23 protein-coding genes and 1 pseudogene are annotated in these 26,878 nt (G+C 59.8%); 10 read left to right on the forward strand and 14 right to left on the reverse strand.

The features are described 5' to 3' along the window. Window positions 1-5: 5 nt before the first annotated feature. Window positions 6-500, forward strand: a complete 495-nt coding sequence (locus ATY02_RS20185; RefSeq protein WP_068588010.1) for an OsmC family protein — start codon at window positions 6-8, stop codon at window positions 498-500. Window positions 501-583: 83 nt separating this feature from the next. Here ATY02_RS20185 and ATY02_RS20190 read toward each other — a convergent pair whose 3' ends face one another. From ATY02_RS20190 to ATY02_RS20205, 4 genes are all read right to left on the reverse strand, one after another. Then, window positions 584-3,418, reverse strand: coding sequence for a TonB-dependent receptor (locus ATY02_RS20190; protein ID WP_068588009.1), 2,835 nt, complete (start codon window positions 3,416-3,418; stop codon window positions 584-586). A gap of 98 nt (window positions 3,419-3,516) precedes the next feature. Further along, window positions 3,517-4,482 carry a FecR domain-containing protein gene (locus ATY02_RS20195; RefSeq protein WP_068588007.1) on the reverse strand — a complete coding sequence of 322 codons (966 nt, stop codon included), beginning with the start codon at window positions 4,480-4,482 and terminating at the stop codon, window positions 3,517-3,519. Next, entirely contained in the window at window positions 4,479-4,985 is a 507-nt protein-coding gene (locus ATY02_RS20200) for a sigma-70 family RNA polymerase sigma factor (RefSeq protein ID WP_068588005.1), read from the reverse strand. The genes ATY02_RS20195 and ATY02_RS20200 overlap by 4 nt, the downstream gene beginning before the upstream one ends. 169 nt (window positions 4,986-5,154) lie before the next feature. Continuing rightward, window positions 5,155-5,595, reverse strand: a complete 441-nt coding sequence (locus ATY02_RS20205) for an Lrp/AsnC family transcriptional regulator (RefSeq protein ID WP_068588003.1) — start codon at window positions 5,593-5,595, stop codon at window positions 5,155-5,157. A gap of 139 nt (window positions 5,596-5,734) precedes the next feature. Between ATY02_RS20205 and ATY02_RS20210 the strand changes: the two genes are divergently transcribed. The 7 genes from ATY02_RS20210 (at window position 5,735) to ATY02_RS20240 (ending at window position 13,043) form a co-directional block, all read left to right on the forward strand. Next, window positions 5,735-8,782, forward strand: a complete 3,048-nt coding sequence (locus ATY02_RS20210) for an aminotransferase class III-fold pyridoxal phosphate-dependent enzyme (protein ID WP_068588002.1) — start codon at window positions 5,735-5,737, stop codon at window positions 8,780-8,782. Between the two features lie 165 nt (window positions 8,783-8,947). Beyond that, complete coding sequence (locus ATY02_RS20215; RefSeq protein ID WP_068588000.1) at window positions 8,948-9,736, forward strand: ABC transporter substrate-binding protein; 789 nt, start codon at window positions 8,948-8,950, stop codon at window positions 9,734-9,736. A gap of 63 nt (window positions 9,737-9,799) precedes the next feature. Then, complete coding sequence (locus ATY02_RS20220; protein ID WP_068587998.1) at window positions 9,800-10,447, forward strand: amino acid ABC transporter permease; 648 nt, start codon at window positions 9,800-9,802, stop codon at window positions 10,445-10,447. A 9-nt stretch (window positions 10,448-10,456) separates the two neighbouring features. Beyond that, window positions 10,457-11,116 (forward strand): amino acid ABC transporter permease, encoded by a 660-nt coding sequence (locus ATY02_RS20225; protein WP_068587996.1) that lies wholly within the window; start codon window positions 10,457-10,459, stop codon window positions 11,114-11,116. A 14-nt stretch (window positions 11,117-11,130) separates the two neighbouring features. After that, on the forward strand, window positions 11,131-11,880 hold the full coding sequence (locus ATY02_RS20230; RefSeq protein WP_176719794.1) for an amino acid ABC transporter ATP-binding protein: 750 nt from the start codon (window positions 11,131-11,133) through the stop codon (window positions 11,878-11,880). 258 nt (window positions 11,881-12,138) lie between these two features. Further along, window positions 12,139-12,798 carry a hypothetical protein gene (locus ATY02_RS20235; protein WP_068587992.1) on the forward strand — a complete coding sequence of 220 codons (660 nt, stop codon included), beginning with the start codon at window positions 12,139-12,141 and terminating at the stop codon, window positions 12,796-12,798. Window positions 12,799-12,881: 83 nt separating this feature from the next. After that, on the forward strand, window positions 12,882-13,043 hold the full coding sequence (locus ATY02_RS20240) for a DUF2986 domain-containing protein (protein ID WP_068587990.1): 162 nt from the start codon (window positions 12,882-12,884) through the stop codon (window positions 13,041-13,043). 179 nt (window positions 13,044-13,222) lie between these two features. Here ATY02_RS20240 and ATY02_RS20245 read toward each other — a convergent pair whose 3' ends face one another. From ATY02_RS20245 to ATY02_RS20265, 5 genes and pseudogenes are all read right to left on the reverse strand, one after another. Further along, entirely contained in the window at window positions 13,223-14,476 is a 1,254-nt protein-coding gene (locus ATY02_RS20245; protein ID WP_068587988.1) for a hypothetical protein, read from the reverse strand. An 819-nt stretch (window positions 14,477-15,295) separates the two neighbouring features. Beyond that, on the reverse strand, window positions 15,296-15,856 hold the full coding sequence (locus tag ATY02_RS20250) for an epoxyqueuosine reductase QueH (RefSeq protein WP_068587987.1): 561 nt from the start codon (window positions 15,854-15,856) through the stop codon (window positions 15,296-15,298). 207 nt (window positions 15,857-16,063) lie between these two features. Further along, window positions 16,064-16,573, reverse strand: coding sequence for a flavin reductase family protein (locus ATY02_RS20255; protein ID WP_068587985.1), 510 nt, complete (start codon window positions 16,571-16,573; stop codon window positions 16,064-16,066). Window positions 16,574-16,676: 103 nt separating this feature from the next. Then, complete coding sequence (locus ATY02_RS20260; protein WP_068587984.1) at window positions 16,677-17,705, reverse strand: methionine synthase; 1,029 nt, start codon at window positions 17,703-17,705, stop codon at window positions 16,677-16,679. Between the two features lie 26 nt (window positions 17,706-17,731). Further along, window positions 17,732-17,833, reverse strand: a pseudogene (locus ATY02_RS20265) (putative oxygenase MesX); the annotation flags it as partial. A 55-nt stretch (window positions 17,834-17,888) separates the two neighbouring features. Here ATY02_RS20265 and ATY02_RS20270 point away from each other — a divergent pair. Together ATY02_RS20270 and ATY02_RS20275 are read left to right on the forward strand one after the other, a co-directional pair. Then, the gene (locus tag ATY02_RS20270; RefSeq protein ID WP_010466230.1) at window positions 17,889-18,869 is read left to right on the forward strand and encodes an IS5-like element IS1384 family transposase; all 981 of its coding nucleotides are present in this window, start codon (window positions 17,889-17,891) and stop codon (window positions 18,867-18,869) included. A gap of 213 nt (window positions 18,870-19,082) precedes the next feature. Beyond that, the gene (locus tag ATY02_RS20275) at window positions 19,083-20,063 is read left to right on the forward strand and encodes an IS5-like element IS1384 family transposase (RefSeq protein ID WP_010466230.1); all 981 of its coding nucleotides are present in this window, start codon (window positions 19,083-19,085) and stop codon (window positions 20,061-20,063) included. Between the two features lie 134 nt (window positions 20,064-20,197). Here the strand turns inward: ATY02_RS20275 and ATY02_RS20280 are convergent, their stop codons facing one another. The 5 genes from ATY02_RS20280 to ATY02_RS20300 all read right to left on the reverse strand — a co-directional run bounded on the left by ATY02_RS20280 (window position 20,198) and on the right by ATY02_RS20300 (window position 26,728). Then, window positions 20,198-21,103, reverse strand: a complete 906-nt coding sequence (locus tag ATY02_RS20280) for a DUF1852 domain-containing protein (RefSeq protein WP_083236082.1) — start codon at window positions 21,101-21,103, stop codon at window positions 20,198-20,200. Window positions 21,104-21,639: 536 nt separating this feature from the next. Further along, window positions 21,640-22,188, reverse strand: a complete 549-nt coding sequence (locus tag ATY02_RS20285) for a cupin domain-containing protein (protein ID WP_068587148.1) — start codon at window positions 22,186-22,188, stop codon at window positions 21,640-21,642. A 306-nt stretch (window positions 22,189-22,494) separates the two neighbouring features. After that, the gene (locus tag ATY02_RS20290) at window positions 22,495-23,775 is read right to left on the reverse strand and encodes an NAD(P)/FAD-dependent oxidoreductase (RefSeq protein ID WP_068587150.1); all 1,281 of its coding nucleotides are present in this window, start codon (window positions 23,773-23,775) and stop codon (window positions 22,495-22,497) included. Window positions 23,776-23,827: 52 nt separating this feature from the next. Then, a complete protein-coding gene (locus ATY02_RS20295; RefSeq protein ID WP_068587151.1) occupies window positions 23,828-25,318 on the reverse strand; it encodes an aldehyde dehydrogenase in 1,491 nt (496 codons plus the stop codon). Window positions 25,319-25,351: 33 nt separating this feature from the next. Continuing rightward, window positions 25,352-26,728 carry a glutamine synthetase family protein gene (locus tag ATY02_RS20300; RefSeq protein ID WP_068587153.1) on the reverse strand — a complete coding sequence of 459 codons (1,377 nt, stop codon included), beginning with the start codon at window positions 26,726-26,728 and terminating at the stop codon, window positions 25,352-25,354. Window positions 26,729-26,878: the final 150 nt, after the last annotated feature.

Raw genomic sequence — 26,878 nt, forward strand, 5'->3', positions numbered from 1 at the left:
TGTGCATGTCCGAACAACTGAAATCACTGTTTCTCTCGAGCCAGGATTTTTTCAGGGCGAACCCGGGAAAGGCCACGGCGACTTTCTCGGTGACCAGCAGCGGCGATGGTGCGCTGCATCGCCAGGTGAAAATCCGCGAGTTCATCCTGGATATCGATGAACCGCAAAACCTGGGGGGAACGAACAAGGGGCCCAACCCCGTGGAGATGGCCCTCGCCTCCCTGGCGACCTGCCAGGAAATCAGTTATCACCTCCATGCGGCCGCCCTCGGGATACCGCTCAAGGAAGTCAGCGTCACCCTTGAAGGAACACTCGATCTGAGGGGGTTCTTCGCGGTCGATGATGAAACCCGCCCCGGCTTCACCGGCATACGCGGGACGGTCAAGTTCGATAGCACGGCGAGTAGAGAGGAGCTCATGGCCCTCAAGGAAAGCGTTGACCACTCTTGCCCGGTCATGGACCTGTTCCGGAACCGGACGCCCGTTGAAATCGCCTTCTAGCCCCCGCGTCGAGTGAGCGGCTCCGGCTCGTTCACCCTCCCAAGGAGCGCATCGGCCCACGCCGACGCGCTCCTTGCCCGTCCTTAGAACTTCGTCTGCATCCCCACCCGCAGCGTGCGCCCCGGCGCGGGCATGAAGCTTTGCGCCAGCGGGTCGAGGTAGTAGCGATCGGTGAGGTTCTGCAATGAGACATTGAAACTGGTGTGATCCTGCAACTGATAGTTGAGGAACAGATCCACCAGGGCCACTTCCCGGTAGTTCAACTGCGGGGTGGTGGCGCCGGTCTGCCAGGGCTTGTCGGCGGTGACCGTCGGCCCCGAGGTATAGGTGATGCGGGTACCGAGGGTCAGGCTCTGGTCGAAGAAGCGCAAGCCGGTGGTCAGGTTACCGGCGATCCGCGGTGGGTTCTGGGTGTTGGTGTAGGAACCCATGAAGCTGCCCGGGGTGCAGTTCGGGGTATCGGCGGTTGGCTGGTAGCGGTTGCTGGTGGCCCGCATCGTAGCGGCGAATTGCGAGTCGCAGGTTTCGGTCTTCAGGTAGTAGGTGGACGACAGGTCGGCGAACACTCGACCGGCGTCGTAGCGGGTCTGCAGCTCCAGGCCGCTGGTCTTGAAGCTGTCGGTGTTGCTGAAGCGCATCAGGCCCCACAGGCCCGGGCTCGGATCGTAGTAGCGGGTGATGTAGTTCTTGATGGTGTTGTTGAAGTAGGCGACCTTGATCGCGGCCGAGTCGCCATCCACCAGCAGGTCCTTGCGCAGGGTGCTGGCGCCGATTTCCCAGTTGCTCGAGCGCTCGGGCTTGAGGTTCTTGCCCGGCATGGTCTGCAGCACTCCCTGGCTGGTCTCGAACAGCGACGGCATGCGCATGCCCTGGGTGTAGGAGGCATAGACGAAGGTATCGGGCGCCACTTCCAGGTTGACTCCGAAGGCCGGAGCGAAGGCGCTGCCACTGTTGCGGTCCTTGCCGGAGTAATCGTAGCCGGTGACCACCTCCCCCACCTGGGCACCATAGACGCTGGTGCTGGTGGCGCCATACTGGTTGTAGGGCGTGCCTTCGAATGGGAAGTTGGTATTGGTGAACACCGTACCGTTGTTCAACCGCGGGTCGGTGGCATCGGTGTACTGGCCGCTCTGGTCGGGGAACCACATCAGGTAGCCGTAGTTGCCGGGCTTGGAAACCATCACGTACTTGTGCTCGAGCTCCTCGCGGCGGGCACTGGCCTGGGGAATTTCGTCCTTGGTGCGGTAGTAGGTGTAGCGTCCGCCACCCCACAGGGTAAGGCTGTCCACAGGCTTGTATTCCAGCTTGCCGTTGAGGCTGAACTCCTGCCGCGAACCTTCGCGCAACATGCGGTTGGCATTGATGTCGTGCTGGGTGGTGGCTACGCCTTTCTGTGGCTTGAGGTCCTCGATCTGGAACGAACCGCCCAGGTCCAGCTTCAAGTCGCCGTAGTCGGTCTTGAACCGTGAGCTGTTGTTCAAGTCGCCACCGATGCGCTGGTCGGCCTGGCGGCTCCAGCTACGGTCCGAGCGATAGGCCTGGGAGGCCGGCGCTGCCACCGAAGTCAGCTGGCTGGTCTGTGCATCGGTCATCCACACATTGGCGGTCAGGTCCACCAATGGGTTGTTATCGGGCAGGTAGTTGTAGCGCGCGGTATAGGTGTCGATCTTGGTCTGGCCCAACGGATACTGGTAGATGCCGCCGGTGCCGAAACGGAAGATGTCCGAAGGCATGATTTCGCCAATGCGCCCGTCGTAGCGGCGATAGCCCAGCTCGAAGGTGTGGCCGTCCGCCGGGCGCAGGGTGGTCTTGAGCAGGAACGACTCGGTCCGTGACGAGGAGTTGAGCACCTCCTCGCCGGCGTTGTAGGTCTTGGCCACACTGCTCTCCTCATCGCCATAGCGGTTGTACACGCGGTAGCGGTCCTGGCCCTTCTTGCCGGCGAAGTAGTTGCCCTGGTTGCGCTTGGCATAGGCGGCCACTACGTCGAACAGGTCATGACGATAGGCGAACGCGGCGCTGCCGGCTTCCGCTTCCGAACCGAACAGGCCACCACGGCTCTGGTGCGGCTCGGAATACAGGTCCTGGGTCCTGGAATGGCCGTCCCGCGAGGCGGGGGCGACGCCGTTGTTCCACAGGTCGCCCTTCAAGCGCAGGCCGACATCCTTACCCTCGCGCAGGATGTCGTCGACGCCGATGGTACGCATTTTCACCGTGCCGCCGATGGCGCTGGAGGTCAGGCTCGGGCCCTTGTCGATGCTGACGTCGCTGATCAGGTCGGGATCGATGTAGCTGCGCTGCTGGGTGCCGGCGTAGCCGCGATAGACATCCAGTGCCTGCTGCGAACCGTCCACCGTCACCGCCACCCGGCTCTGGCCCTGGATACCGCGGATGTTCACGTCCAGGCCACCGCCGTTGCGGCTGTCGCCTACTTGCACGCCAGGCTGGCCCTTGAGTATGTCGCCCACCGAGACCACGCCGAAGCGCTGCAGGTCTTCGCTGGAGATGTACACCGACGAGCGCGGCGCCCGGTAGACCTCTTCCTGGTTCGGGTCTTCACCCTTGACCTTCTGCACCGGCAAGGCCACCGACTCCTGGCGCAGGCGCAGGGCGTAGCCGCCGCCGGGCTGGTGCTGAAAGCCCAGGCCGGTACCTTGCAACAGCTGGTTCAAGCCGTTCTCGGCCGTGAACTCTCCATGCAGGCCCTGGCTGCTCTTGCCTGCGGTGAGCAAGGCGTTGCCGGCCATGCTGATCCCGGCCTGGGCTCCGAAGCGCGCCAGGACCTCATCCAGCGGTCCCGCATCGATCTGGTACTGGCGCTCGCCGACGGCGAACGCCAGCTCGCTGCCCAGTGGCTGCAAGCTGAGAAAAAGCAGGGCAAGAGTGCGGGTGCGCAAGGCACGGGCGGGGAATGTCATGCAAGGCTCCTAGGGGGTTGGCACCCACCTGTCCCGGTGGGTAATACCTGGAGGCCCCGCCAGCTCGGCAAAAACTGCGCAGGAGAAGAAAAATATTTTCAGGCGGGCACCAGGGTCACCCAGTAGCGGGTCCGGCGCTCGATACGCACGGGCAGCGTGCGGACCAGCAGCGCCAGGGCCGCATCGGTGTCGTCCAACTGGAAACTGCCGGTCACCCGCAAGGCCGCCACCGCTTCGCTGCACCGCAGGATGCCCGGGCGATAGCGCGACAGCTCGGCCAGCAATTGGTCCAGGCGCATGCGTTCGGCCGGCAGGATGCCTCGCAGCCAGGCCTGGGCCAGCGACGGATCGACCGGGCTCGGCACCCCGACGCCACGGCTGTCGACCCGCGCCCGCCAGCCAGCCTCCAGGCTGAGGAAGGCCGGGCGCTGCCGAGCCTCGACCTGCACCTGCCCGCGCAACACCGTGACCTGGGTCCCCAGGGAGTCATGGCGTACCAGCAGATGGGCACCATGGCCATGGAGCAACGCATCGGCAGTCAACAGTCGCAGGGCCGGAGCCTGCGCACGCACATCCAGCGCCAGTTCGCCCTCGATCAGTTGCACGTTGCGTCGCTGCGAATCGAACTGCAGGTCGACCGCACTGGCGGTGTTCAGCCACAGCGCACTGCCATCGGCCAGGGTCCAGCGCCGCCGTTCGCCAATACCTGTGCGGTAGGTGGCCAGGGCCGAGCGCACCAGGGTCGAATCCGCCCCCTGCCAGGACACCCCGCCCAGCAACCCGAAAGCCAGCAGGCACTTGAGCAGTTGCCGGCGCCGCCGAGGATCGGTTCCAGCGGCCTCCAGGGTCCGCCGGGCCGTCGCATCGGCCAACAGCCCCACGCCCGGTTGCAACAACAATGGCAGGCTGCTGACCCGCTGCCAGGCCTGTTCATGTTCGGCACTCGCCTGCCGCCATCGCTCCAGGGCCTGTTGCTCGCCAACGCTCATCAGCCCGGACTGCGAGCGCACCAGCCAGTCGATGGCACTGTCGCGCACCCGTGGATCGAGCGCCATGCCACTCATTCGAAACGGCTCGCGTAGCAGACACTGAAGGCCTTGCCCATGGCTCGCTGCACCTGGGCCACGCTCAGGCTCAACTGCGCAGCGATCTGCGGGTAGGTCAGGCCATCGAGCTGGGACAGGAAGAAAATCTGCCGCACCTGCATCGACAACCCCACCAGCAGCGAATCCAGCTCCAGCAGGGTCTCGATCATAAGGTGCCGCTCCTCCGGCGATGGTTCCTCGGCCACCGGTCGCGCCGCCAGGGCTTCCAGGTAAGCGCGCTCGATCGCCTGGCGCCGCCAGCGGTTGATCAACAGGCCGTTGGCGATGGTGGCGAGAAATGCCATGGGCTGGCGCAACTCATGCACGTCTTCCTTGGAGCGCAGCACGCGAATGAAGGTGTCGTGGGCCAGGTCCTCGGCATCGGCACTGTGCCCCAGGCGCCGGTGCAGCCAGCCACGCAGCCAGCCATGATGGTTCACATACAACTGGGCGACGGGCGAGGCAGTGCTGTTGTCGTGCATGGGAGATTCGCATTAATGATAATGCTTCTCATTTTATTATTTGCCGACGAGGATTGTACAGGCCGCAAAGCCCACAATTGCAGCAAGGCGACAGGCCTGCCCCACAGCCCGGGCAACCGGGACCAGGCGGCAAGAGCAACCTGCCGGCCGATCTGGCCCGCGTGGCGAATCAGGAGCTTTGTCGATCGATGTCGCGACGCAGGACGACCGCCGTGGTGATGTCCTCGACGGATTCGTGAGTGGCCACGGCGTCCCGGACGCGGTTCAGGTCATCGATGGTCCGCGCCTCGATCTCGATCACCAGGTCGAGTTGCCCGCTGACCGAAGAGACGCGGCGTACCTGCGAGTGTTGCGCCAGGACGTCGAGCAAGCCCATGGCCGGCGTGCGCTTGAGGCTCACCAGCAGGATGGCGCGAATCACATGGGCATCGATTTCACCGATATCGGCCCGGTAGCCCCTGATCACGCCGCTGCGCTCAAGGTTGATGACCCGCTCGCTGGTGGCGCTTCTCGAAAGGCCGATTCTCGCGGCCAGGGCCTTCAGGGCGATCCGCGCTTCTTTAGACAGGATCTCGAGTATTTCTCGATCTTTCACATCCAGGTCGCGCATTGGAACTTCCCCCGTTTTCCACCGATTTTGTGCCGGTCGATTCCGACAATATGCAGGCCGGGGCCGACCGCATACCTACTGCCCGCCCAGGCCGCGCATGCCAAGCTAACTGAAAAAAATAACTTGGAAAACCGCCGCCATGACCGATCTTCGCCACCCCGCCCCGCCGTTCTCCACCAGCGCTGCCGAAAAACTGGCCGAGCAGCTTTTCAATGTCATCGGCACGGCCACCCCCCTGGACAGCGAGCGCGATTGCAATTTTCGATTGAAGACCGAAACCGATGCAGGATGGATCCTGAAGGTCGTCAACGCGGCCGAACCGAGAATCGAGAGCGAACTGCAAACGGCCCTCCTCAGCCACCTTGCCAGCCACGGTCCCGGGCTGGCCGTGCCGGTGCTCAAGAAGAGCCTGGCAGGTCAATTCCTCGCCTCTGCGGTGGCGCCCTGCGGCGAAACCCATGTGGTGCGCCTGGTCAGTTGGTTGCACGGCACCCCACTGGCCGAAGCCAAGCGCACAGCCGGGCTGATGCGCAACCTGGGCCGGTCGTTCGGCGATCTGGACCGTGCGCTCCAGGGGTTCATCCACCCGGGCGCGGTGCGGGACCTGGACTGGGACCTGCGTCACGCCGCTCGCTCCAGGTCACGCCTGCACTTCGTCAAGGACCCTGGGAAAAGGGCCATCCTGGAGCGTTTCATCGATGCCTTCGAAAGCACGGTGCAACCGGCACTTTCGCGGTTGCGCGCGCAGGTCATTCACAATGATGGCAATGACTGGAACATCCTCGTCGCCCCGCAGAATCAGCAGGAGGTCTCGGGCATCATCGACTTTGGCGATGCCCTGCATACCGTGCTGATTGCCGAAGTCGCCATCACCTGCGCCTACTCCATTCTCGACATGGAAGACCCGATCGGCGCAGCCGCCGCGCTCACCGCCGGTTTCCATGAGCGCTACCCTCTGCAACCGCAAGAGCTGGACGTGCTGTTCAATCTGATCGCCATGCGCCTGGTCATCAGCGTCACCTTGTCGGCATCGCGGCAGGAACAGACCCAGGACAATCCCTACCTGGCGATCAGCGAAGCACCGGCCTGGCGCCTGCTGGAAAGAATGGACCGGATGAACCCGCGACTGGCGACGGCGATCCTGCGCAAAGCCTGTGGCTATGACGCCATGGAAGGCGCTGGAGCGGTGCGCCGCTGGATCCAGGAAAACCGCAGGCTCTTCGCGGATATCGTCCAGCCCGCGGCGACCACCCTGCACAAGGTCATCGTTCCGTTCGCCGATGCCTCCCACGAGATGACGATCGCCTCGGCCGCCCAGCGCCCGGCGGAGGCGACCCAGTGGTGGAATGAGTTCTCTGCCCAGCACAAGGTCCCGCTCGGCATCGGGCCCTGGGGCGAAGAACGGACCATCTACACCGACCCGGCCTTCGTCTCGCGATTCATCGAAGGACAGCGCCGGATCATCCACCTGGGGGTCGACTTGATCATGCCCGCCGGAACGCCGCTGTACACCCCGGTGGCCGGCGTGGTGCGCAGTGTCGAGGTCGAACATGAACCACTGGGTTATGGCGGCTTGATCATGCTCGAACACTCGCCACCAGACTGCCCGCCCTTCCTCACCCTGTGGGGCCACCTGGCCCACGAAGCCCTGGCCCGCCTGAAGCCCGGGGATCGCCTGGAGGCCGGCGCACTGGTGGGACACATGGGAGCGGACACGGAAAACGGTGGCTGGCTGCCCCATCTGCATTTGCAGATGTCCACCGACACCCAACTGCAAGCCAGCGAGTTCATCGGCGTTGGCGAGCGGGCCTATCTGGAGGTGTGGGCCGACCTGTTCCCCGACGCCTCGACCCTGGCCGGCATCCCCCCGGAAACCTACAGCCAGGAGGGAAGGACCAAGGCCGAGATCGTGGCCAAGCGCAAGGAGCTGTTGCTGCCCAACCTGTCGATTTCCTACTCGGACCCGATCAAGTTCGTGCGCGGCGATGGCGTCTGGTTGATCGATAACTTCGGCCGGGCCTACCTGGACTGCTTCAACAACGTCTGCCACCTGGGCCACAGCCATCCAGACGTGGTGCAAGCGCTGGCGCGCCAGGCGTCGCGCCTGAACACCAACACCCGGTACCTGCACGACACTATCGTGGAGTATGCCCAGCGGCTCACCGCCACCTTGCCTGAAGGGCTGGCGGTCGCCTCATTCGGTTGCTCGGGCAGCGAGGCCAACAGCCTGATGCTGCGCATGGCGCGCAATCACACCGGGCGCAACGACGCCATCGTGCTGGACTGGGCCTACCACGGGACGACCCAGGAACTGATCGACCTGAGCCCCTACAAGTACAAGCGCAAGGCTGGCAAAGGCCGCGCCGCACACGTGTTCGAGGCGACCGTCCCGGATATTTACCGCGCCGCCGATGACTGGCCGTTCGAGGAGCTGGGCCAGCGTTTCGCGCAAAGCGTGGCCGAACAGATCGAGAGCATGCGCAAGCAGGGTCGAGCGCCGGCGTTCTTTCTGGCGGAGTCCATTCCCAGTGTCGCCGGGCAGCTGTTCTTCCCGGAAAACTACCTGCGCGAAGTCTATGCCATGGTGCGTGCCGCAGGCGGCCTGTGCCTGGCCGACGAAGTCCAGGTCGGTTTTGGCCGGGTGGGCAGCCACTGGTGGGCCTTCGAAACCCAAGGGGTGGTGCCCGATGCGGTCTCCATGGGCAAACCCATCGGCAACGGGCATCCGCTGTCCGCAGTGGTCACCACGCGAGAGCTGGCCGACAGCTTCGACAATGGCATGGAGTACTTCAACACCTTCGCCGGCAGCCCGGTTTCATGTGCGGTAGGGCTCAGCGTCCTGGAGGTGATCGAGCGCGACAACCTGAAACTCAATGCCCTGACGATTGGCAACTACCTGCTCGATGGCTTTGGCAAGTTGCAGCAGCGTTACGAGGCCATTGGCGATGTGCGCGGGCTGGGGCTGTTCCTGGGCATAGAGCTGGTCACGGACCGCAAGAGCAAAGCCCCCGCCACGGAGCTGGCCAGGAAGGTCGCCGATGGCGCTCGCGAGCGCGGCATCCTGATCGGTACGGAAGGCCCCTACGACAACGTGCTGAAAATGCGCCCATCGATGATCTTCAGCCAGAAGAACGCCGACTTCCTGCTCGAGGTCCTGGACGAGAGCTTCAAGGCGGCGCTGCAATAGCAGGCTGGCACTGCGGCCGACATAGTGCCGGCCAACTCCGGCAATGTGTCCGGCAGGCGGACACATTGCCTGGTGATTTCCGGGGTGCCCTATGCAAAGCTTTTTCCGTGGCCTGGGTGAAGAGCCCAACAACAATAAATAATAATTCTTCAAAGGTGCCATCCAATGCTGACCAAAACGCTCAAAGGCCTGCTTGCTGCATCCACCATGGCCGCCGCAGCACTGCTCTGTTCCAGTGCCGCCCAGGCCGATGACCTGAAGTCGATCCAGGAAGCCAAAGAGATTCGCATCGCCATGAGCGGTCAATACTCTCCTTTCAGCTTTGCCAACGAGCAGAACCAGATCGTCGGTTTCGATGCCTCCATCAGCGAGGCCCTGGCTGAACGGCTGGGGGTGAAGGTAACCATTATCACCACGCCATTCGACGGGATCATTGCCGGGCTGCTGGCCAAGAAATACGACGCCATCATCGCCTCCATGACCATTACCCCGGAGCGTTTGAAGGCCGTGGATTTCGCCGGTCCCTACTACCACGCCGGGCGCACGATCGTGGTCAAGGATGACTCGCCGATCCACAGCCTGGACCAGCTCAAGGATGTGACGGTCGGCGTCACGCTGGGCGACGCCCACGACAAATGGGCCCGAGCCCGCGGCAACCTGAAGGTGAAGACCTACAAGGGCCTTCCCGAGATGCTGGTCGACCTGGAGGCCGGGCGGATCGATGCCATCGTGATGGACAGCGTCCCGGTGCTGGTGGCCGTCAAGGAAACCGGGCAGAAAGTACGCATCATCACGCCCCCGGACAGCGATGGCGGCATCGAAGGCATGGGCATCGCGCTGCGCAAGAACAACCCCGAGCTCAAGGCGGCGCTGCAGAAGGCGCTGGACAACATGCTCGCCGACGGCAGCTACGAAAAGATCTCGATGCAGTGGATCGGCAAGGACATTCGCTGACGCCCTTGTCACCTGGTTCGACCCGGCGTCGAGCCCGTCCACCTGACTTTTCCGAGCCTTCCCATGGACCTGACTCTCATACAGCGTACGCTGCCGTTTTTTCTCGAGGCCGCATGGACCACGGTGCAAGTGTCGCTGCTGGCACTGGTGCTCGGCTTGCTGGTTTCCATCGTCCTGGTGGCGGCGCGCCTGTGCAGCAGCTTCATCCTGCGCTGCCTGGCCAGGCTCTACATCAGTGTGTTTCGCGGCACGCCCTGCCTGGTGCAGTTGTTCCTCATCTACTTTGGCGGCCCACAGATCGGCCTGGAGCTGGAGCCGTTCTCGGCCGGGGTCCTCGGCCTGGGCCTGAACATCGCGGCCTACATGGCCGAGTCCATTCGTGGCGCTATCGCCAACGTCGATCCCGGGCAGGTGGAAGCCGCTCGCTCCATTGGTTTCAGCAAGGGCCAGACCCTCTGGCTGATCACCCTGCCGCAAACGACAAAGCTGATGATCCGGCCCCTGGGCGTGAATGCCGTGGCATTGATCAAGGGCTCGGCACTGGTGTCGACGATCTCCGTGGTCGAGCTGTCCTATACCGCGCAGCGATTCATCAGCTCGACCTATAAACCCTTCGAGATCTTCATGGTATCGGCGGTGCTTTACATCGTGATGGTCTATGCGGTGAGGCTGCTGGTCGACCACCTCGATCAGCGCTTCGCGGCCAAGTGAGATTTTTCCATGCCAAGCCTCGACCTGAGTATCGTGACACCTTATTCCGAACTGCTGGCGACCGGACTGTGGTGGACGGTCGTCCTGTTCCTGAGCTCCAGCGCCTTGAGCCTGCTGGCGGGAATCGCCTTCGCCCTGATCGTGCTCTACACCCCAAGGCTGGTATCGCTGCCCATACGCTTCATGACCTGGCTGCTCATGGGCACCCCGCTGCTGCTACAGCTGTACCTCATCTACTACGGCCTGGTGCAAGTGGGGATCGATATCCCGGCATTGATGGCCGGGATCATCGGCCTGAGCCTGCATTTCGCCGTCTACAACGCCGACGTCATTCGTGCCGGCGTACTGTCGGTGGACCCGGGCCAGATCGAAGGCGCGCGCTCCATTGGCCTGAGCCGCAGCCAGACCCAGCGCTACATCATCGTCCCGCAAGCCCTGCGCAGCACTATCGCGCCCCTGGGGAACAACCTGATCGTGCTGCTCAAGGACACCTCCCTGGTCTCCATCATCGGCATTGCCGAACTGGTCTACAGCGCCCAGCGCGCGGTGAGCGAGACCTACAGTCCATTCGAATTCTATCTGGCCGTCGCGGTGATCTATTACGCCGTCAATCTTGTTCTGGAAGCCGGCCTGCACCTTCTTGAAACCCGGGTAGAGATGTCACGATGACCACAGAAAAGCTCATGATCCAAGTCAAGGGGGCACGCAAGGCCTATGGCGCACTGGAAGTCCTCAAGGGCATCGACCTGTCGGTCTCGCGCGGGCAGATCATCGCCATCATCGGTCCCAGCGGCTCCGGTAAAAGCACCCTGCTACGTTCGATCAATCACCTGGAAGTACTTAACGACGGCGAGATCTGGCTGGAAGGCGAGCAGGTCAACCGACCATTGAAAGGCCGAGCCTTCGAGCAGCACATCAATAGCGTGCGCCAGCAGATGGGCATGGTGTTCCAGCACTTCAACCTGTTCCCGCACCTGACCGTGCATGAAAACATCGCCATCGGCCCGATCAAGCTCAAGGGGCTCACCAAGCCGTTGGCTCGCGAGCTGGCCATGGAGTACCTGGAGAAAGTGGGCCTGGCCAACAAGCTCGACGAATACCCCTCGCGCCTGTCCGGCGGGCAGAAACAACGGGTGGCCATCGCCAGGGCGCTGGCCATGCGCCCCAAGGTGATGCTGTTTGACGAAGCGACCTCGGCCCTGGACCCGGAGCTGGTCGAAGAGGTCAACCAGGTGATGAAGCAGCTCGCCGCCGAACACATGACCATGCTGATCGTCACCCATGAAATGCGCTTTGCCGGCGAGGTCGCCGACCGGATCATCTTCATGGACGGTGGCGTGGTGGTCGAGGAAGGAACACCCCGGGAGATCCTGCAGAACCCGACCCATGAACGGACTCGCCTGTTCTTGAAAAAGCACCTGCACGATCGATAGGTCGCCCGATCGCTTCGCCGGCAGGCTGAAGACAGCACCTACCAAAGCCTGGATAACCCGCAGGTCCAGCCGATCTAAAAGACCTATCGGGCTCATACCGGGGCCCGCCTGTGTGAAGGATCTTGTGAGGATCTCCCCGGACCGAGTGATCGCAACGCCCTGGCGTGTCTAGCCAACAGTAACGCTGCTAAACTCCCGCACCCGAACCCACCTGCCGATGACCACAGGCCTTGGTCTCTCAATTGAAAGGATGCTTCCATGAACAAGGCGCTCTACAGCCTTTGTGCCACCACCCTGGCGCTGTCTCTCGACGTGGCCCACGCCGCCTCCGTGGCCGAAGTCTTCACCGGCGACATGCTGGGCACCAACCAGCGCTACTTCGAATCGATCGCCGGAATCCCCCGGGAATCCAACGGCAATGCCCACGTGTTCAAGGTCCAGGGCTGCCAGATCACTGCCACGGTAGAGGGTGGCAAGGTCAGCGCCCTGCGCATGGAGCTGGGCCCCAAATGCCAGGCCGACCTGACCCAGTTCGTCGGCACCTATGCCCCAGCCCCCGGCCAACCCCTGACCCTGGGCGCCTTCGAGGCCTCGTCCGGCGGCGGCCTGAGCTACAGCGCCGACTGCCTGAGCATGTGCGGCAATGCCGCTGACCCGTCGGTCTATGCACACTGGGAAGGTCCCCATGCCGTGGACTTCAAGGAGGTGCTGCTGGAAGTGACGCTGGTCTCGGATGCCGCGATCAACGCCGCCGACCAATGGGCGACCCAGATGCAAAAGGCCGAGGGCGACGACTATGTGATGGAGACGCGCTTCAACTGCGACCAGAAATACACCGCCGCAGCCCAGAAAGCCTTTGAAAAAGTCCAGGTCACCGCAGTCACCATCGGCACCGGCCTCAAGGGCCCCGGCTGCTGAAACGACATGCGGCAACCCAAGCGCGTACGGGGATCCAGTTCAAGCTGATATCATCCGCGCGCTTGTCCCCCAGGTAGAGAAAGATGAATCGTCGCAAGAAAATCAAGCAACTGTTGGACGCCCACGCCAAGAAAGCCAAGGCCAAGCTGGCACCGAAAAACAAGCCCAAGTACATCTGCAAGGCTGATCGCTTGAAGCTGGCCGAAGAGGCCGCCCGCGAGGCCCAGGCTGCTGCCGAGAGCTGAGTGAAATGCCCTGGAGGAGCAGCTCATGCTCAGGGGCACGGATACCGAAGAAAGCCCTCGTTCGACGAGAAGCAGCCGCTGGTGATTAGCCACCTTCAACCGAAATTGGCTGTGGGGCACCCTATGCGCCGCAAGCTCTTCCAAAGGCAGGCAATGCTGGCTCCCTTGCGAGTCTGGCTTCAAACGCGCATGGCGGAATCCAGCTTGGGGTGATTGTCTTTATAGTAAAGCTCCGCATCCGCGGCATCTTCCAGAAACCCCCAAACCGACCTTGCAAGTACGCAGGACAACAAGACAAACGTGAAGATCATCCCATATGCCCATAGCAAACCACCGCTACCAAACTGCGTTACTGCAGATCCCATGAGCATATAGGAAGCCGAGTTCGCAAGCTGATTGATAACAAGAGTGGCTGCCGTCAATCGGATGCGAACTCCAGGAGGCACTGAAACGGTTCTTTTATCCATCCCGACAAGAGCAATAGATGCACTAGTAGCCCCTGCAACAAAGAGGCACAGAGCCAACTGCCAAACCTCTACCGAAAGAGCTGAAGCACTGAGAGAAGCAGTCAGCAGTACCCAAAGCGCAAGGTACCTATTGCGCTGATGCTTTTTTCCGGCAATAAAAGGACTAAGCCAAAACAGCCCCGCGACAGATCCCCCTGCAAATATAGCGTTGAATAGACCGACACTGCTTTCAGCAAGATCATGTGCATGGATCTGGTTCGGAACCAGCATGGGCAACGTAGCGCTAATGGCCAGGCAGAGTAAGAGACCAGATAGAGTCAAGAACCGTTCCGGCGGAAGAATGAGTTTTAGTTTGATACCTAAAAACATGTCATGGGCGCGCTCGATAGATGATTTTACCCGCGTCATATTTGGCTCCACACCATTGGGCAACATAAGTGCAAAAGCCAGGGCCGCCATACCCAGCACTGAGGAAAAAAGCAGGGCAGCTTGCGACGAAATAATGCCAATAGCAGCCCCTGCCAACAACGGCCCGACTACCCGACTGATAGTGACGACAATACGGCGGATGCGAAATGCATACTCTATACGATGCTTCTCTACTGTTTCAGCCGGATATATACCAAAGAGCGACTGGACAACACCAAAGGCTGATACGGCAAAAATATCAATTATCGTTAAAGCCTCGATCGAATATGAAACAGAAACAGAAAAGTAACGAAGGATGCCCGTCAACAGAATTATCGTGCAACCGGCTTTGAGCGCGGTACCACGCCGCATGCCCTCGACACGGGGGGCTAAAAACAGTATGGAAATGACGGCAGCGACGGCAAGAACTGTTTCGTAGGTCGCCAGTTCAAGCAGACCTCCCCGCTGCACGATGATAAGAGGTACCGTCGCGTTCCAGCAGCCGAGGTATATCCATATCATTGCTTCAAGACAAAGGTATGTTCGGAAAATGTTCAAGCCGTATATCCTTTCCCCACATGAGATCTACAACAGCCATTTGCCGCTGCAGACCCCATGCGTCACGATTATCCCGCTATGAAATGGCTTGACATTGAATCTACAAAAACCAACCGCAGAGTATTAAAATAATTATCCGTGTTTTTTATACATCTTGCGTCTGCCATCAATGCCAACTTCGCACCTTTGAAATTTCGCGCCACTCTCCAGGCATCGCCAATACTTCAATATTTTTACACCCCCAGGATCTGGCGATGACCAAGAAACATGCGCCCGGAATAACTTATCTCTTGAGAGACCTAAAGCGCCAACGAATCAATTAGACGCTTAGAAAACCTCTACCCGACATATCCAGCAGAAACACCATGAAAATATTCAGGATCTTGCAGTTGGCTTGGTGAAACGCAGCGGACTATTGCATGGATCGAGGAAAATCTTCAAGGATCGAAAAATTTCATGCTTATACTCAATATCCATATCGGCTATCCATCTACGATGAACAACCTGAAATGCTATTGCAGCACTGCCCAGGCAAAGGAAAACATCGAGATGGACATAAACACTCAATTAAAAATTTTCCCCTTGAGTAGATTAAGGCCAGATCGCTTCACTCTAAAACTCTAAGATCACCTCCCCCTCTGCAAAGTAGCCCAGTGACTCAGGCGTCACTGACGCAAGCTCATCACCAGCTTTGCCGCTGGGCTACCCCGCAACTGTCGGGGTCAACCGGACGGGCCGCCTGATACCCCAACCAGATGCCTTGCTGTTCCGACTTCTGAAGGCTTGGGAACAAGCTTCGCGACGTAAACGAAGGCTCGATCACTCATCGTCCCCGTAGTACTTGACGCCAATGCGGATGATGTCTCGTCCCTGGTCCTTGCGGTGGTGGTTGGTATCGCGCAGTGAGTAGATGCAACCACAGTACTCTTGCTGGTAGAAACGTTCGCGCTTGCTGATTTCGACCATCCGCGCCGAGCCGCCGCCCTTGCGCCAGTTGTAATCCCAATAGGTGATCCCCGGGTACTTTTGCGCGCTGCGGATGCCGCTATCGGTGATTTGCTTCATGTCTTTCCAGCGCGAGATACCCAAGGAACTGGAAATCACACTGAAGTTGTTTTCATAGGCGTAGAGCGCAGTGCGTTCGAAGCGCATGTCGAAGCACATGGTGCAGCGCACGCCACGCTCGGGTTCATGTTCCATGCCTTTGGCGCGTTCGAACCAGTTGTCTTTGTCATAGTCGGCATCGATGAACGGCACGTTGTGGTCTTCGGCAAAGCGAATGTTCTCGTCCTTGCGCAATAGGTATTCCCGTTCAGGATGAATGTTAGGGTTATAGAAGAAGATGGTGTAGTCGATGCCCGAGGCGGTGATCGCCTCCATCACCTCTCCCGAACAGGGAGCGCAGCAAGAGTGCAACAGCACTTCTGCGCACCATTGGGAAGGCTCAACTGAGGCCTTTTGAAGTCTGGCATTAGAGGTGTCCTGGATACATTGGCCCAGATGAAAAAACCAGAACACGATGATGTGCTCCGGCCACCTGTGGGCAAACATCGCTAGAGGTCTTGAGAGGGCCGCGCGGGTCAATGCTCAAAGCGTGTCATGCGCGGCGATGTTGCAATATTGCCCCTTGAAGTACAGCAATGGCTGCGTGGCGGCAGCTTCTTGCAGGTTCAAGGCCTTTACTTCACCAATCACTATCAAGTGATCGCCTGCAGCGTGTTCGGCATGAATTTCACAATCGAGCCAGTGCAGGCTGCCGGCAATGATGGGGTTGCCCAGCGGTGACTCCTGCCATTGGACTCCACGCCATTTGTCCGTGCCACGGCGAGCGAACTGGTTGGAAATACTGACCTGTTCACCTGAGAGGATATTGACGACGAATCGGCCGGCCTGGCGAATTTTTGGGTAGCTGGCCGAGTTGGACATGACGCTGAATGACACCAGCGGCGGACTCATCGATACGCTGTAGAACGACTGGCATGTGAAACCAATCGGCTCGCCATCGATGTGAGAAGTAATTACCGTGATACCGGATGCGTAGTGCCCGAGCGCTTCGCGAAAGCTCATAGGTTCGATAGCAGTACTAGGGAATGGCATATCAGGACCTGAATATTGGGTGCCGTACGAAAGTGCCAAGGACGGTTGAAGTAGCTTGAGCTACCACCGCCCCTTTGGCATTCCTTGCGGCTCCAGCTAAGCACTAGTTCGAAAGTTCTCTTCGGACGATTTCCGCGCCTGCACTCAGAGCACTCAGCTTGCCTCTTGCTACGCCACGAGATAAAGGCGCCATGCCGCAGTTGGTGCAAGGATAGAGCTTGTCAGCATCGACGAATTGCAGTGCTTTTCTCAGGGTATTGGCTACTTCTTCTGGAGTTTCAATAGCGTTGGATGCGACATCGATGGCGCCTACCATCACTTTTTTACCGCGAATGAGCTCAATGAGGTCCATTGGCACATGGGAGTTATGGCACTCCAGCGAGACTATATCGATGCTGGATTTCTGCAGCTTGGGGAAGGCTTCTTCATATTGCCGCCACTCTGACCCCAGCGTCTTTTTCCAGTCTGTATTGGCTTTTATGCCATAGCCATAGCAGATATGTACCGCTGTTTCACATTTGAGGCCTTCAATAGCCCGCTCTAATGTGGCAACGCCCCACTCGTTCACCTCGTCGAAGAAGACATTAAACGCAGGCTCGTCGAACTGGATGATATCGACGCCAGCCGCCTCCAGCTCCCTGGCCTCTTGATTGAGGATCTTGGCGAACTCCCAAGCCAGTTTCTCGCGGCTTTTATAGTGGCTGTCATAAAGCGTATCGATCATCGTCATCGGACCTGGCAAAGCCCACTTTATGGGTTGCTTGGTTTGCTGGCGCAAGAACTTGGCATCTTCGACAAATACGGGTTTTTGGCGAGTGACCGCACCCACGACCGTCGGAACGCTGGCGTCATAGCGATCACGAATCCTGACGGTTTCGCGCTTCTCGAAATCGACACCGTCCAGATGCTCAATAAAGGTGGTGACGAAGTGCTGACGGGTTTGTTCACCATCACTGACGATATCAATGCCTGCCTGCTGCTGCTCTTGCAATGACAGGCGCAAAGCATCGTGCTTACCTTCGGTCAATTCTTCATCTTGTAACTTCCAAGGCGACCAAAGTGTTTCCGGCTGGGCAAGCCAAGACGGTTTTGGCAGGCTGCCAGCGGTTGAGGTAGGTAGCAATTTCTTCACAGTAGATAACCTTGTATTTTTATCAGTCAAAGGGCGTAACTTGCAGACCACTGCTCAAGAATGGTTTGGTACGGCTTGATAAAGTGTTCTTCAACAAATTGCCCCTGCTCAATAGCTAGGGAAACTCTGAAAAAGACTTTCTGATTTGGCAAAATACCGCGACCCCACCCACCGAGTTTCCCGATGAAGCAGATGACCTTCGCCGACGCCGAGTACGCTGGCAAGCGCAAGCAAACCCGCAAGGAGTTGTTCCTGATCGAGATGGATCGGGTGGTGCCGTGGAAGGGCTTGATTGCTTTGATCGAGCCACATTATCCGAAAGGTGAAGGTGGCCGTCCGGCCTACCCGTTGATGGCGATGCTGCGTGTGCATCTGCTGCAGAACTGGTTCGGCTACAGCGATCCAGCGATGGAGGAAGCGCTGTACGAAACCACGATCCTGCGCCAGTTTGCCGGGCTGAACCTGGAGCGCATCCCCGACGAAACCACCATTCTCAACTTCCGCCGCTTGCTGGAGAAACACGAGCTGGCGGCCGGCATCCTCGCTGTCATCAATGGCTATCTGGGCGACCGCGGCCTGTCGCTGCGCCAGGGCACCATCGTCGATGCAACGCTGATCAATGCGCCCAGTTCGACCAAGAACAAGGACGGCAAGCGCGACCCGGAAATGCACCAGACCAAGAAGGGAAACCAGTATTATTTTGGCATGAAGGCCCACATCGGCGCCGATGACGAATCGGGTCTGGTGCACAGCGTAGTGGGCACGGCGGCCAATGTGGCGGATGTCACCCAGGTGGACAAATTGCTGCATGGCGACGAAAACGTGGTCTGCGCCGATGCAGGCTACACCGGTGTCGAAAAGCGGCCCGAGCATGAAGGACGTGAAGTTATCTGGCAGGTGGCGGCACGCCGCAGCACCTACAAAAAACTCGATAAGCGCAGCGTGCTGTACAAAGCCAAGCGCAAGATTGAAAAGGCCAAGGCTCAGGTGCGCGCCAAGGTCGAGCATCCGTTCCGGGTAATCAAGCGCCAGTTCGGTTACACCAAGGTGCGCTTTCGCGGCTTGGCCAAAAACACGGCGCAACTGGTGACACTGTTCGCTCTGTCGAACCTGTGGATGGCGCGCCGACATTTACTGACGAATGCAGGAGAGGTGCGCCTGTAATGCGGGAAATGGCCACCGGAGTGGGGTCCGGGTGGCGAAAACGTAAGAAATACTCGTCGAATTGATTGTTTTTTGATCATTTGGCGAGTTTAAAAGTTGCGCTAGGTGGTATGCCGGGGAAATACATGGCTACTTCAGACCATCCTTAGGGAAACTCTGAAAAAGACTTTCTGATTTGGCAAAATACCGCGACCCCACCCACCGAGTTTCCCGATGAAGCAGATGACCTTCGCCGACGCCGAGTACGCTGGCAAGCGCAAGCAAACCCGCAAGGAGTTGTTCCTGATCGAGATGGATCGGGTGGTGCCGTGGAAGGGCTTGATTGCTTTGATCGAGCCACATTATCCGAAAGGTGAAGGTGGCCGTCCGGCCTACCCGTTGATGGCGATGCTGCGTGTGCATCTGCTGCAGAACTGGTTCGGCTACAGCGATCCAGCGATGGAGGAAGCGCTGTACGAAACCACGATCCTGCGCCAGTTTGCCGGGCTGAACCTGGAGCGCATCCCCGACGAAACCACCATTCTCAACTTCCGCCGCTTGCTGGAGAAACACGAGCTGGCGGCCGGCATCCTCGCTGTCATCAATGGCTATCTGGGCGACCGCGGCCTGTCGCTGCGCCAGGGCACCATCGTCGATGCAACGCTGATCAATGCGCCCAGTTCGACCAAGAACAAGGACGGCAAGCGCGACCCGGAAATGCACCAGACCAAGAAGGGAAACCAGTATTATTTTGGCATGAAGGCCCACATCGGCGCCGATGACGAATCGGGTCTGGTGCACAGCGTAGTGGGCACGGCGGCCAATGTGGCGGATGTCACCCAGGTGGACAAATTGCTGCATGGCGACGAAAACGTGGTCTGCGCCGATGCAGGCTACACCGGTGTCGAAAAGCGGCCCGAGCATGAAGGACGTGAAGTTATCTGGCAGGTGGCGGCACGCCGCAGCACCTACAAAAAACTCGATAAGCGCAGCGTGCTGTACAAAGCCAAGCGCAAGATTGAAAAGGCCAAGGCTCAGGTGCGCGCCAAGGTCGAGCATCCGTTCCGGGTAATCAAGCGCCAGTTCGGTTACACCAAGGTGCGCTTTCGCGGCTTGGCCAAAAACACGGCGCAACTGGTGACACTGTTCGCTCTGTCGAACCTGTGGATGGCGCGCCGACATTTACTGACGAATGCAGGAGAGGTGCGCCTGTAATGCGGGAAATGGCCACCGGAGTGGGGTCCGGGTGGCGAAAACGTAAGAAATACTCGTCGAATTGATTGTTTTTTGATCATTTGGCGAGTTTAAAAGTTGCGCTAGGTGGTATGCCGGGGAAATACATGGCTACTTCAGACCATCCCTAGCCGACTGCGCTCTTCTCGATCATAAACAATGCGGGTCAACGAATAGTCCTGATTCTTCAGGCTTGGCTGATAGGACTTTCCTGCCGCGGAATTTGCATTGTAGATTTCAGGCCGATAGATCTTTTGAAAGGTATCCATTGTGCTGATGGTGCTGATAAGTTCGAGATTGGTGTAGTCATCGAGCAAATCGCCTGAAAAATAAAAGGCCAAAGGCGCAGCACTATTGGGCGGCATGAAATAGCGAACCTTCAAGCCCATCTTACTGAAGTATTCATCAGTCAAGGAATACTCATCCTGCTGATATTCAACACCCAATACAGGATGGTTATTTTCAGTCCGATGATAGGTCCTGCTACTCGAAACACTTAGGCATATAACCGGAGGCTTACTAAAGTGCTCCTTGTACTCGCTAGAATTCACAAAACACTTGAAGAGATTGCCATGCAAGTCACCAAAGTTCTCTGGAGCACTAAAGCCTGCCCGACCATTATTGTGCCCCAGCAACAGCACACTAAAATCGTAATCCCGCACATAAGACGAGAAGTTATTTCCAACAATACCCTCAATACGCACATTGGTCTTTCGATCAAGAATATTGGTTTTCAATATTTCAATCAGCGGCAGGGAGTCACCGCCACTTTCAACACCCAGTTTCATCTCAACTGAAATGATATCAAGCTCTACAGCGTAACGATCACCTTTGGGGTTATCCCAATGTGCCAAGGCATTGAAACGGTTATCGATCATCCTCAGCGTATTGCGCAAATTTTCCTGGCGACTCTTGCCCCTGGCCAGGTTAGCGAAATTGGTAGTGATTCGCGTATTTTCGGAGGGCTGATAGTCCTCATTAAAACAAATACTTTTAATTGAGAATAAAAATTCGCTGCTCATTTCAATCCGGCACCCTGAGTCTTAAGAAAACCATAACTCATCAACTGAACCTGAACTTATTCCAATTGACTTTCTGGCCTTGCTTAATAATTCCTTGATAATCTTTGTAATGCTTAAAACTTGCATGTATTTTATGCAGACTCATTGATCGAGTGAAAATGAATTGATTTCAATCAATCTTTAGCCATCTTCATAATGTGTTCTGCAGCCAACTATAAAAGTTCCTGGCCCGCACATTGATTGAGTCGCCCCAACACCGAGCATCGCCATTGCGTTGGCAACCCCAGGGATCGGGATAAGCCGACAGCATCACCTGATGACGAGCTGGAAGGCTGGAGGATGCCGGCCGGGGGCAGCCTGCCTGTGCACGTTTGCCCAGGTCCATGCGATGCCCCAGGACCGCTACCTGAGCCCTACCCTCTTCGAACCCTGCAACGGCACTCGCCTGGTGGCTTGGCCGGGCATAAAAAAGCCTGCGACAGGCGCAGGCTCGATCAGGGTTACAGCAGATATCGTTGAATCAGTGCCCTGGCCGCTTAGAAGTTCGCCGGGGTGTTGGCACTGATGATCTCGGCCTCATCCTGGCCAATATTGCGAAAGCTGTGGGGCAAGGTGGTGGGGAAGTAATAGCCATCCCCCGGATTGAGCACGCTCACCTGGCCATCCACCGTCAGCTCCACGGTGCCACGGATTACCAGGCCGCACTCCTCGCCTTCGCTATGCACGATTGGCTCCTCGCCGGAGCTGGCACCCGGGGCGTACTGCTCGCGCAGAAAACGCATCTGCCGGTTGGCCAGGGGCGCGCCGACCATCAACAGGCGCAGGCCGTCACGACCCAGATCCGGCTGTTCGTTGGCACGGAATACGTATTGGTGCTCACGGGGCGGCTGGTCGAAGGTGAAGAAGTCGGCCAGGGACATGGGAATGCCCTCCAGCAGCTTTTTCAGGGAACTGACGGAGGGGCTGACGCGATTCTGTTCGATCAGGGAGATGGTGGCATTGGTAACGCCGCTACGCCGGGCCAGCTCGCGCTGGGAGAGGTTGTAGCTTTCGCGAACGAGTTTGAGTCGGGTGCCCGTGTCCATAACAGCCTTATGTGAGAGGAACTGGAGGGTATCGTGTGGCGGTTGGGTCGCGAAAATCGCGATCTGGCTGCCTCGGGAGCCGGAAAAGGCGGCTATTTAAACATGTTTGACGGCGGTGCTGTAAAGGCTGGCGACAAGGGGTTTGCGGGGATTTTACGGTGGTATTGCGGGCCCTGGGAGGTTCTGCGCCCGACCGCGAAGCGGGCGCCAAGCCTGTGGGCCCGTGGTGCCTGGCAAACCCTGTCATCGTTCATCGCGAGCAAGCTGCGCTCCTACATAGAACAGGAGCGCGGGCGTCCTTTCGGATTAGATACCAAAACGGTCACGCAGGGCGTAATAGGCAGCGCCCATGGCGGTCAGCGGCGCCTGGAAGGTGCGGCCGCCGATCATCGGCATGTGTGGCAGCGAGGCGAAGGCGTTGAAGCGCTCGGCATCGCCACGAATCATCTCGGCGATCAGCTTGCCGGCCAGGTGCGAGCAGGTCACGCCATGGCCGCTGTAGCCTTGCATGTAGTAGGCGTTCTTCTCGATCCGGCCGAATTGCGGCATGCGCGACATGGTCAGCAGGAAGTTGCCGGTCCAGCGGTAGTCGATCTTCACGTCCTTGAGCTGGGGGAAGGTCTTGAGGATCTTCGGCCGGATCAGTTGCTCGATGTCGTTGGGCTCGCGGGCACCGTAGACCACCCCGCCACCGTAGAGCAGGCGGTTGTCACCGGTGAGACGGAAGTAGTCCAGCAGGTAGTTGCAGTCTTCCACGCAATAGTTGTTGGTGATCAGGCTGCGGGCCAGTGGTTCCGGCAACTGCTCGGTGACCACGATCTGCGAGCCGCAGGGCATGCTCTTGCGGGTCACCCGTGGGTCCAGGTCCTGCTGCAGGTAGGCGTTGCCGGCGATCAGCAGGTACTTGGCGCGGACCACGCCCTTGGCAGTGCGCACCACGTTGGGCTCGCCGTAGGTGATTTCCAGGGCCGCCGACTGCTCGAAGATCTTGCCGCCCAGGCCGACGATGGCATTGGCCTCGCCCAGGGCCAGGTTCAGCGGGTGGATATGCCCGCCCTGCATGTCCAGCAAGCCGCCGACGTAGTTGCGGGTACCGACTTCGCGGTCGATCTGCGCCTTGTCCAGCAGCTTGAGGTTGTGGTTGCCCAACCGCTCCCAGTTGCGCTTCTGCTCGGCCAGGCCCTTGAGCTGCTTGGGGTTCAGGGCGGCGAAGATGCCACCAGGACGGTAGTCGCACTGGATATCGTAGTGCTGGATGCGCTGGCGAATGATGTCCGCGCCTTCGAAGATCATGCTGCCGAGCACCTCGGCGCTCTTTTCCCCGTAGCGCTCTTCGATCACATCCACGTCGCGGCTGTAGGAGTTGACCAATTGCCCGCCGTTGCGCCCGCTGGCGCCGAAGCCGACCTTGGCCGACTCGAGCACGGTGACGCTGTAGCCGGCCTCGGCCAGGAAGAGCGCCGAGGACAGGCCGGTATAGCCGGCGCCGATCACACAGACATCGCACTCCACCAACTGGTCGAGCTCGGGGTAGTCGACGGTCCGGTTGCGGGTCGCCGCGTAATAGCTGTTCACGTAGGTTTGCATGTCGTAGTTCCCCAGCAGGTGCGGCTCGACCGCCCTGCCGTTGTTATAGGTCTTAGAGCTTGATCCAGGTCGCCTTGAGCTCGGTGTACTTGTCGAAGGCATGCAGCGACTTGTCGCGGCCATTGCCCGACTGCTTGAAACCACCGAACGGCGCGGTCATGTCGCCGCCGTCGTACTGGTTGACCCATACGCTACCGGCGCGCAGGCCCCGGGCGAAGCGATGGGCGCGGCTGAGGTCGCGGGTCCATACGGCAGCGGCCAGGCCGAAGATGCTGTCGTTGGCGATCTGCAACGCCTGTTCCTCGCTGTCGAACTCGATCACCGCCAGCACCGGGCCGAAGATCTCCTCGCGGGCGATGGTCATGGCGTTGGTCACACCGTCGAAGATGGTCGGCTCGACATACAGGCCGCCGGTGCCTTGCAGGGTGCGCGCACCACCGGCCAACAGCCGCCCGCCCTGCTCCCGGCCGATGCCGATGTAGCGCAGCACGTTGTCCAGCTGGCGCTCATCGACCACGGCGCCGACGCGGCTGGCCGGGTCCAGCGCATGCCCGGGCTGCCAGGCCTTGAGCGCCTCCACCAGCAACGGCAGGAACTGCTCGCGGATCGACGCCTGCACCAGCAGCCGCGAGCCGGCGGTACAGACTTCGCCCTGGTTGAAGGCGATCGCCGCAGCCGCCGCTCGGGCCGCTTCGCCCAGGTCGGGTGCATCGGCGAACACCACGTTGGCGCTCTTGCCACCAGCCTCCAGCCATACCCGCTTCATGTTGCTCTGGCCGGAGTACTGCAACAGTTGCTTGCCCACCGCGGTGGAGCCGGTGAAGGCCAGCACGTCCACGTCCATGTGCAGGGCCAGGGCCTTGCCCACGGTGTGGCCGTAGCCCGGCAGGACGTTGAACACGCCCTTGGGAATGCCCGCGTCCAGGGCCAGCTGGGCGATGCGGATCGCGGTCAGCGGCGACTTTTCCGAAGGCTTGAGGATGAACGAGTTGCCCACCGCCAGGGCCGGGGCGAACTTCCAGCTGGCCATGATCAGCGGGAAATTCCACGGCACGATGGCCGCCACCACCCCCGAAGGCTCGCGGGTCACCAGGCCCAACTGATCGTGGGGCGTGGCCGCCACTTCGTCGTAGAGCTTGTCGATGGCCTCGGCATTCCAGCGGATGGCATTGGCCGTGGCCGGGATGTCGATGGCCAGGGAATCGCTGATGGGCTTGCCCATATCCAGGGTTTCCAGGAGCGCCAGTTCTTCCTGATGCTCGAGGATCAGCTCGGCAAAGCGGATCAGGATGCGCTTGCGCTCGGCCGGGGCCTTGCCCGACCACACGCCGCTGGCGAAGGCCTGGCGCGCCACGGCCACGGCATGATCGGCATCGGCCTGGTCGGTACTGGCGACATTGGCCAGGAAGCGCCCGTCCACCGGGCTCAGGCATTCGAAAGTGGCGCCGCCCTGGGCAGCGCAGTACTGGCCGTCGATGAAGGCGCGACCTTCCAGGGTGAGGGATTGGAAGCGCTGCTCCCAATCGCTGCGGGATCTAGTCATGGCGAATACTCAACGCGCGAAGACACACGGCCGTCAGACCGTGTGCAGGTACCAGTTGTATTCCAGGTCGGAGATGGAGTTCTCGAACTCCGCCAGCTCGCTTTCCTTGCAAGCCACGAACACGTCGATGTACATCGGGTCGATGTACTTGGCCATCACCTCGCTGTCGTCCAGCACGCGCAGGGCGTCGCGCAGGTTGCTCGGCAAGCTCGGCTCGCTCTGCTCGTAGGCGTTGCCCTCCATGGCCGGGCCGGGTTCGATCTGGTTGGTCAGGCCGTGGTGGATGCCCGACAGCACCGAGGCCATCAGCAGGTAGGGGTTGGCATCGGCACCGGCCACCCGGTGTTCGATGCGCACCGCGTCCGGCGAACCGGTAGGCACGCGCACGGCCACGGTGCGGTTGTCGATGCCCCAGGTCGGTGAGTTCGGCACGTAGAACTGGGCGCCGAAACGGCGGTAGGAGTTGACGTTGGGACACAGGAAGGCCATCTGCTCCGGCAGGGTATCCAGTACGCCGCCGATGGCATGGCGCAGGGCCGCATTGGTCTCGGGATCTTCGCTGGCGAAGATGTTGTTGCCCTGCTTGTCGAGGATCGAGATGTGCACGTGCAGGCCGTTGCCCGCCTGGCCCGGGTAAGGCTTGGCCATGAAGGTGGTGTCCATCTCATGGTCGTAGGCGATGTTCTTCACCAGGCGCTTGAGCAGCACCGCGTAGTCGCAGGCCTTGATCGGGTCGGACACATGGTGCAGGTTGACCTCGAACTGCGCCGGGGCGCTTTCCTTGACGATGGCATCAGCGGGGATGCCCTGCTCTTTCGCGCCTTCGAGGATGTCCTGCAGGCAGTCGACGTATTCGTCCAGATCGTCGATCAGGTAGACCTGGGTCGATTGCGGGCGCTTGCCGGAGATCGGCGAACGCGGCGATTGCGGCCGGCCGTTCACGTTGTCCTGGTCGATCAGGTAGAACTCCAGCTCGAAGGCGGCGCAGATGGTCAGGCCCAGTTCGTCGAACTTGCTCACCACCTGGCGCAACACTTCGCGCGGGTCGGCGAAGAACGGCTGGCCCTCGATCTCGTGCATGGTCATCAGCAACTGCGCGGTGGGGCGCTTCTGCCAGGGCTCGACACTCAGGGTGCCGGGGATCGGGTAGCAGATGCGGTCGGCGTCGCCGATGTCCAGGCCCAGGCCGGTGCTTTCCACCGTGGAGCCGTTGATATCCAGGGCAAACAGCGAGGCCGGCAGGTTGATGCCCTTCTCATAGACCTTGTGCAGGGCGGTACGCTCGATGCGCTTGCCGCGCACCACACCGTTCATGTCCGCAATCAGCAGATCGACGTAGAGAACCTCGGGATGTTTTTTCAGGAAGGCATTGGCTTCATTGAGCTGAATGGCACGCGGGGGGACCGACATGATGCACCTATCGTGTTAATTATTATGTTCACTGCGGTGACGCACCAGCAGTCAATCCGAAAGAAAAACCGAAGTCAATAGCCCTGCAGGGTGCCGATTCGTTAATTATTTTTCCCCATGAAAACCAAATAAGCCTCAACATCTGCGCCA

This window comes from Pseudomonas sp. BIOMIG1BAC (genome assembly GCF_001705995.2).
GTDB classification, from domain to species: Bacteria; Pseudomonadota; Gammaproteobacteria; order Pseudomonadales; family Pseudomonadaceae; genus Aquipseudomonas; species Aquipseudomonas sessilinigenes.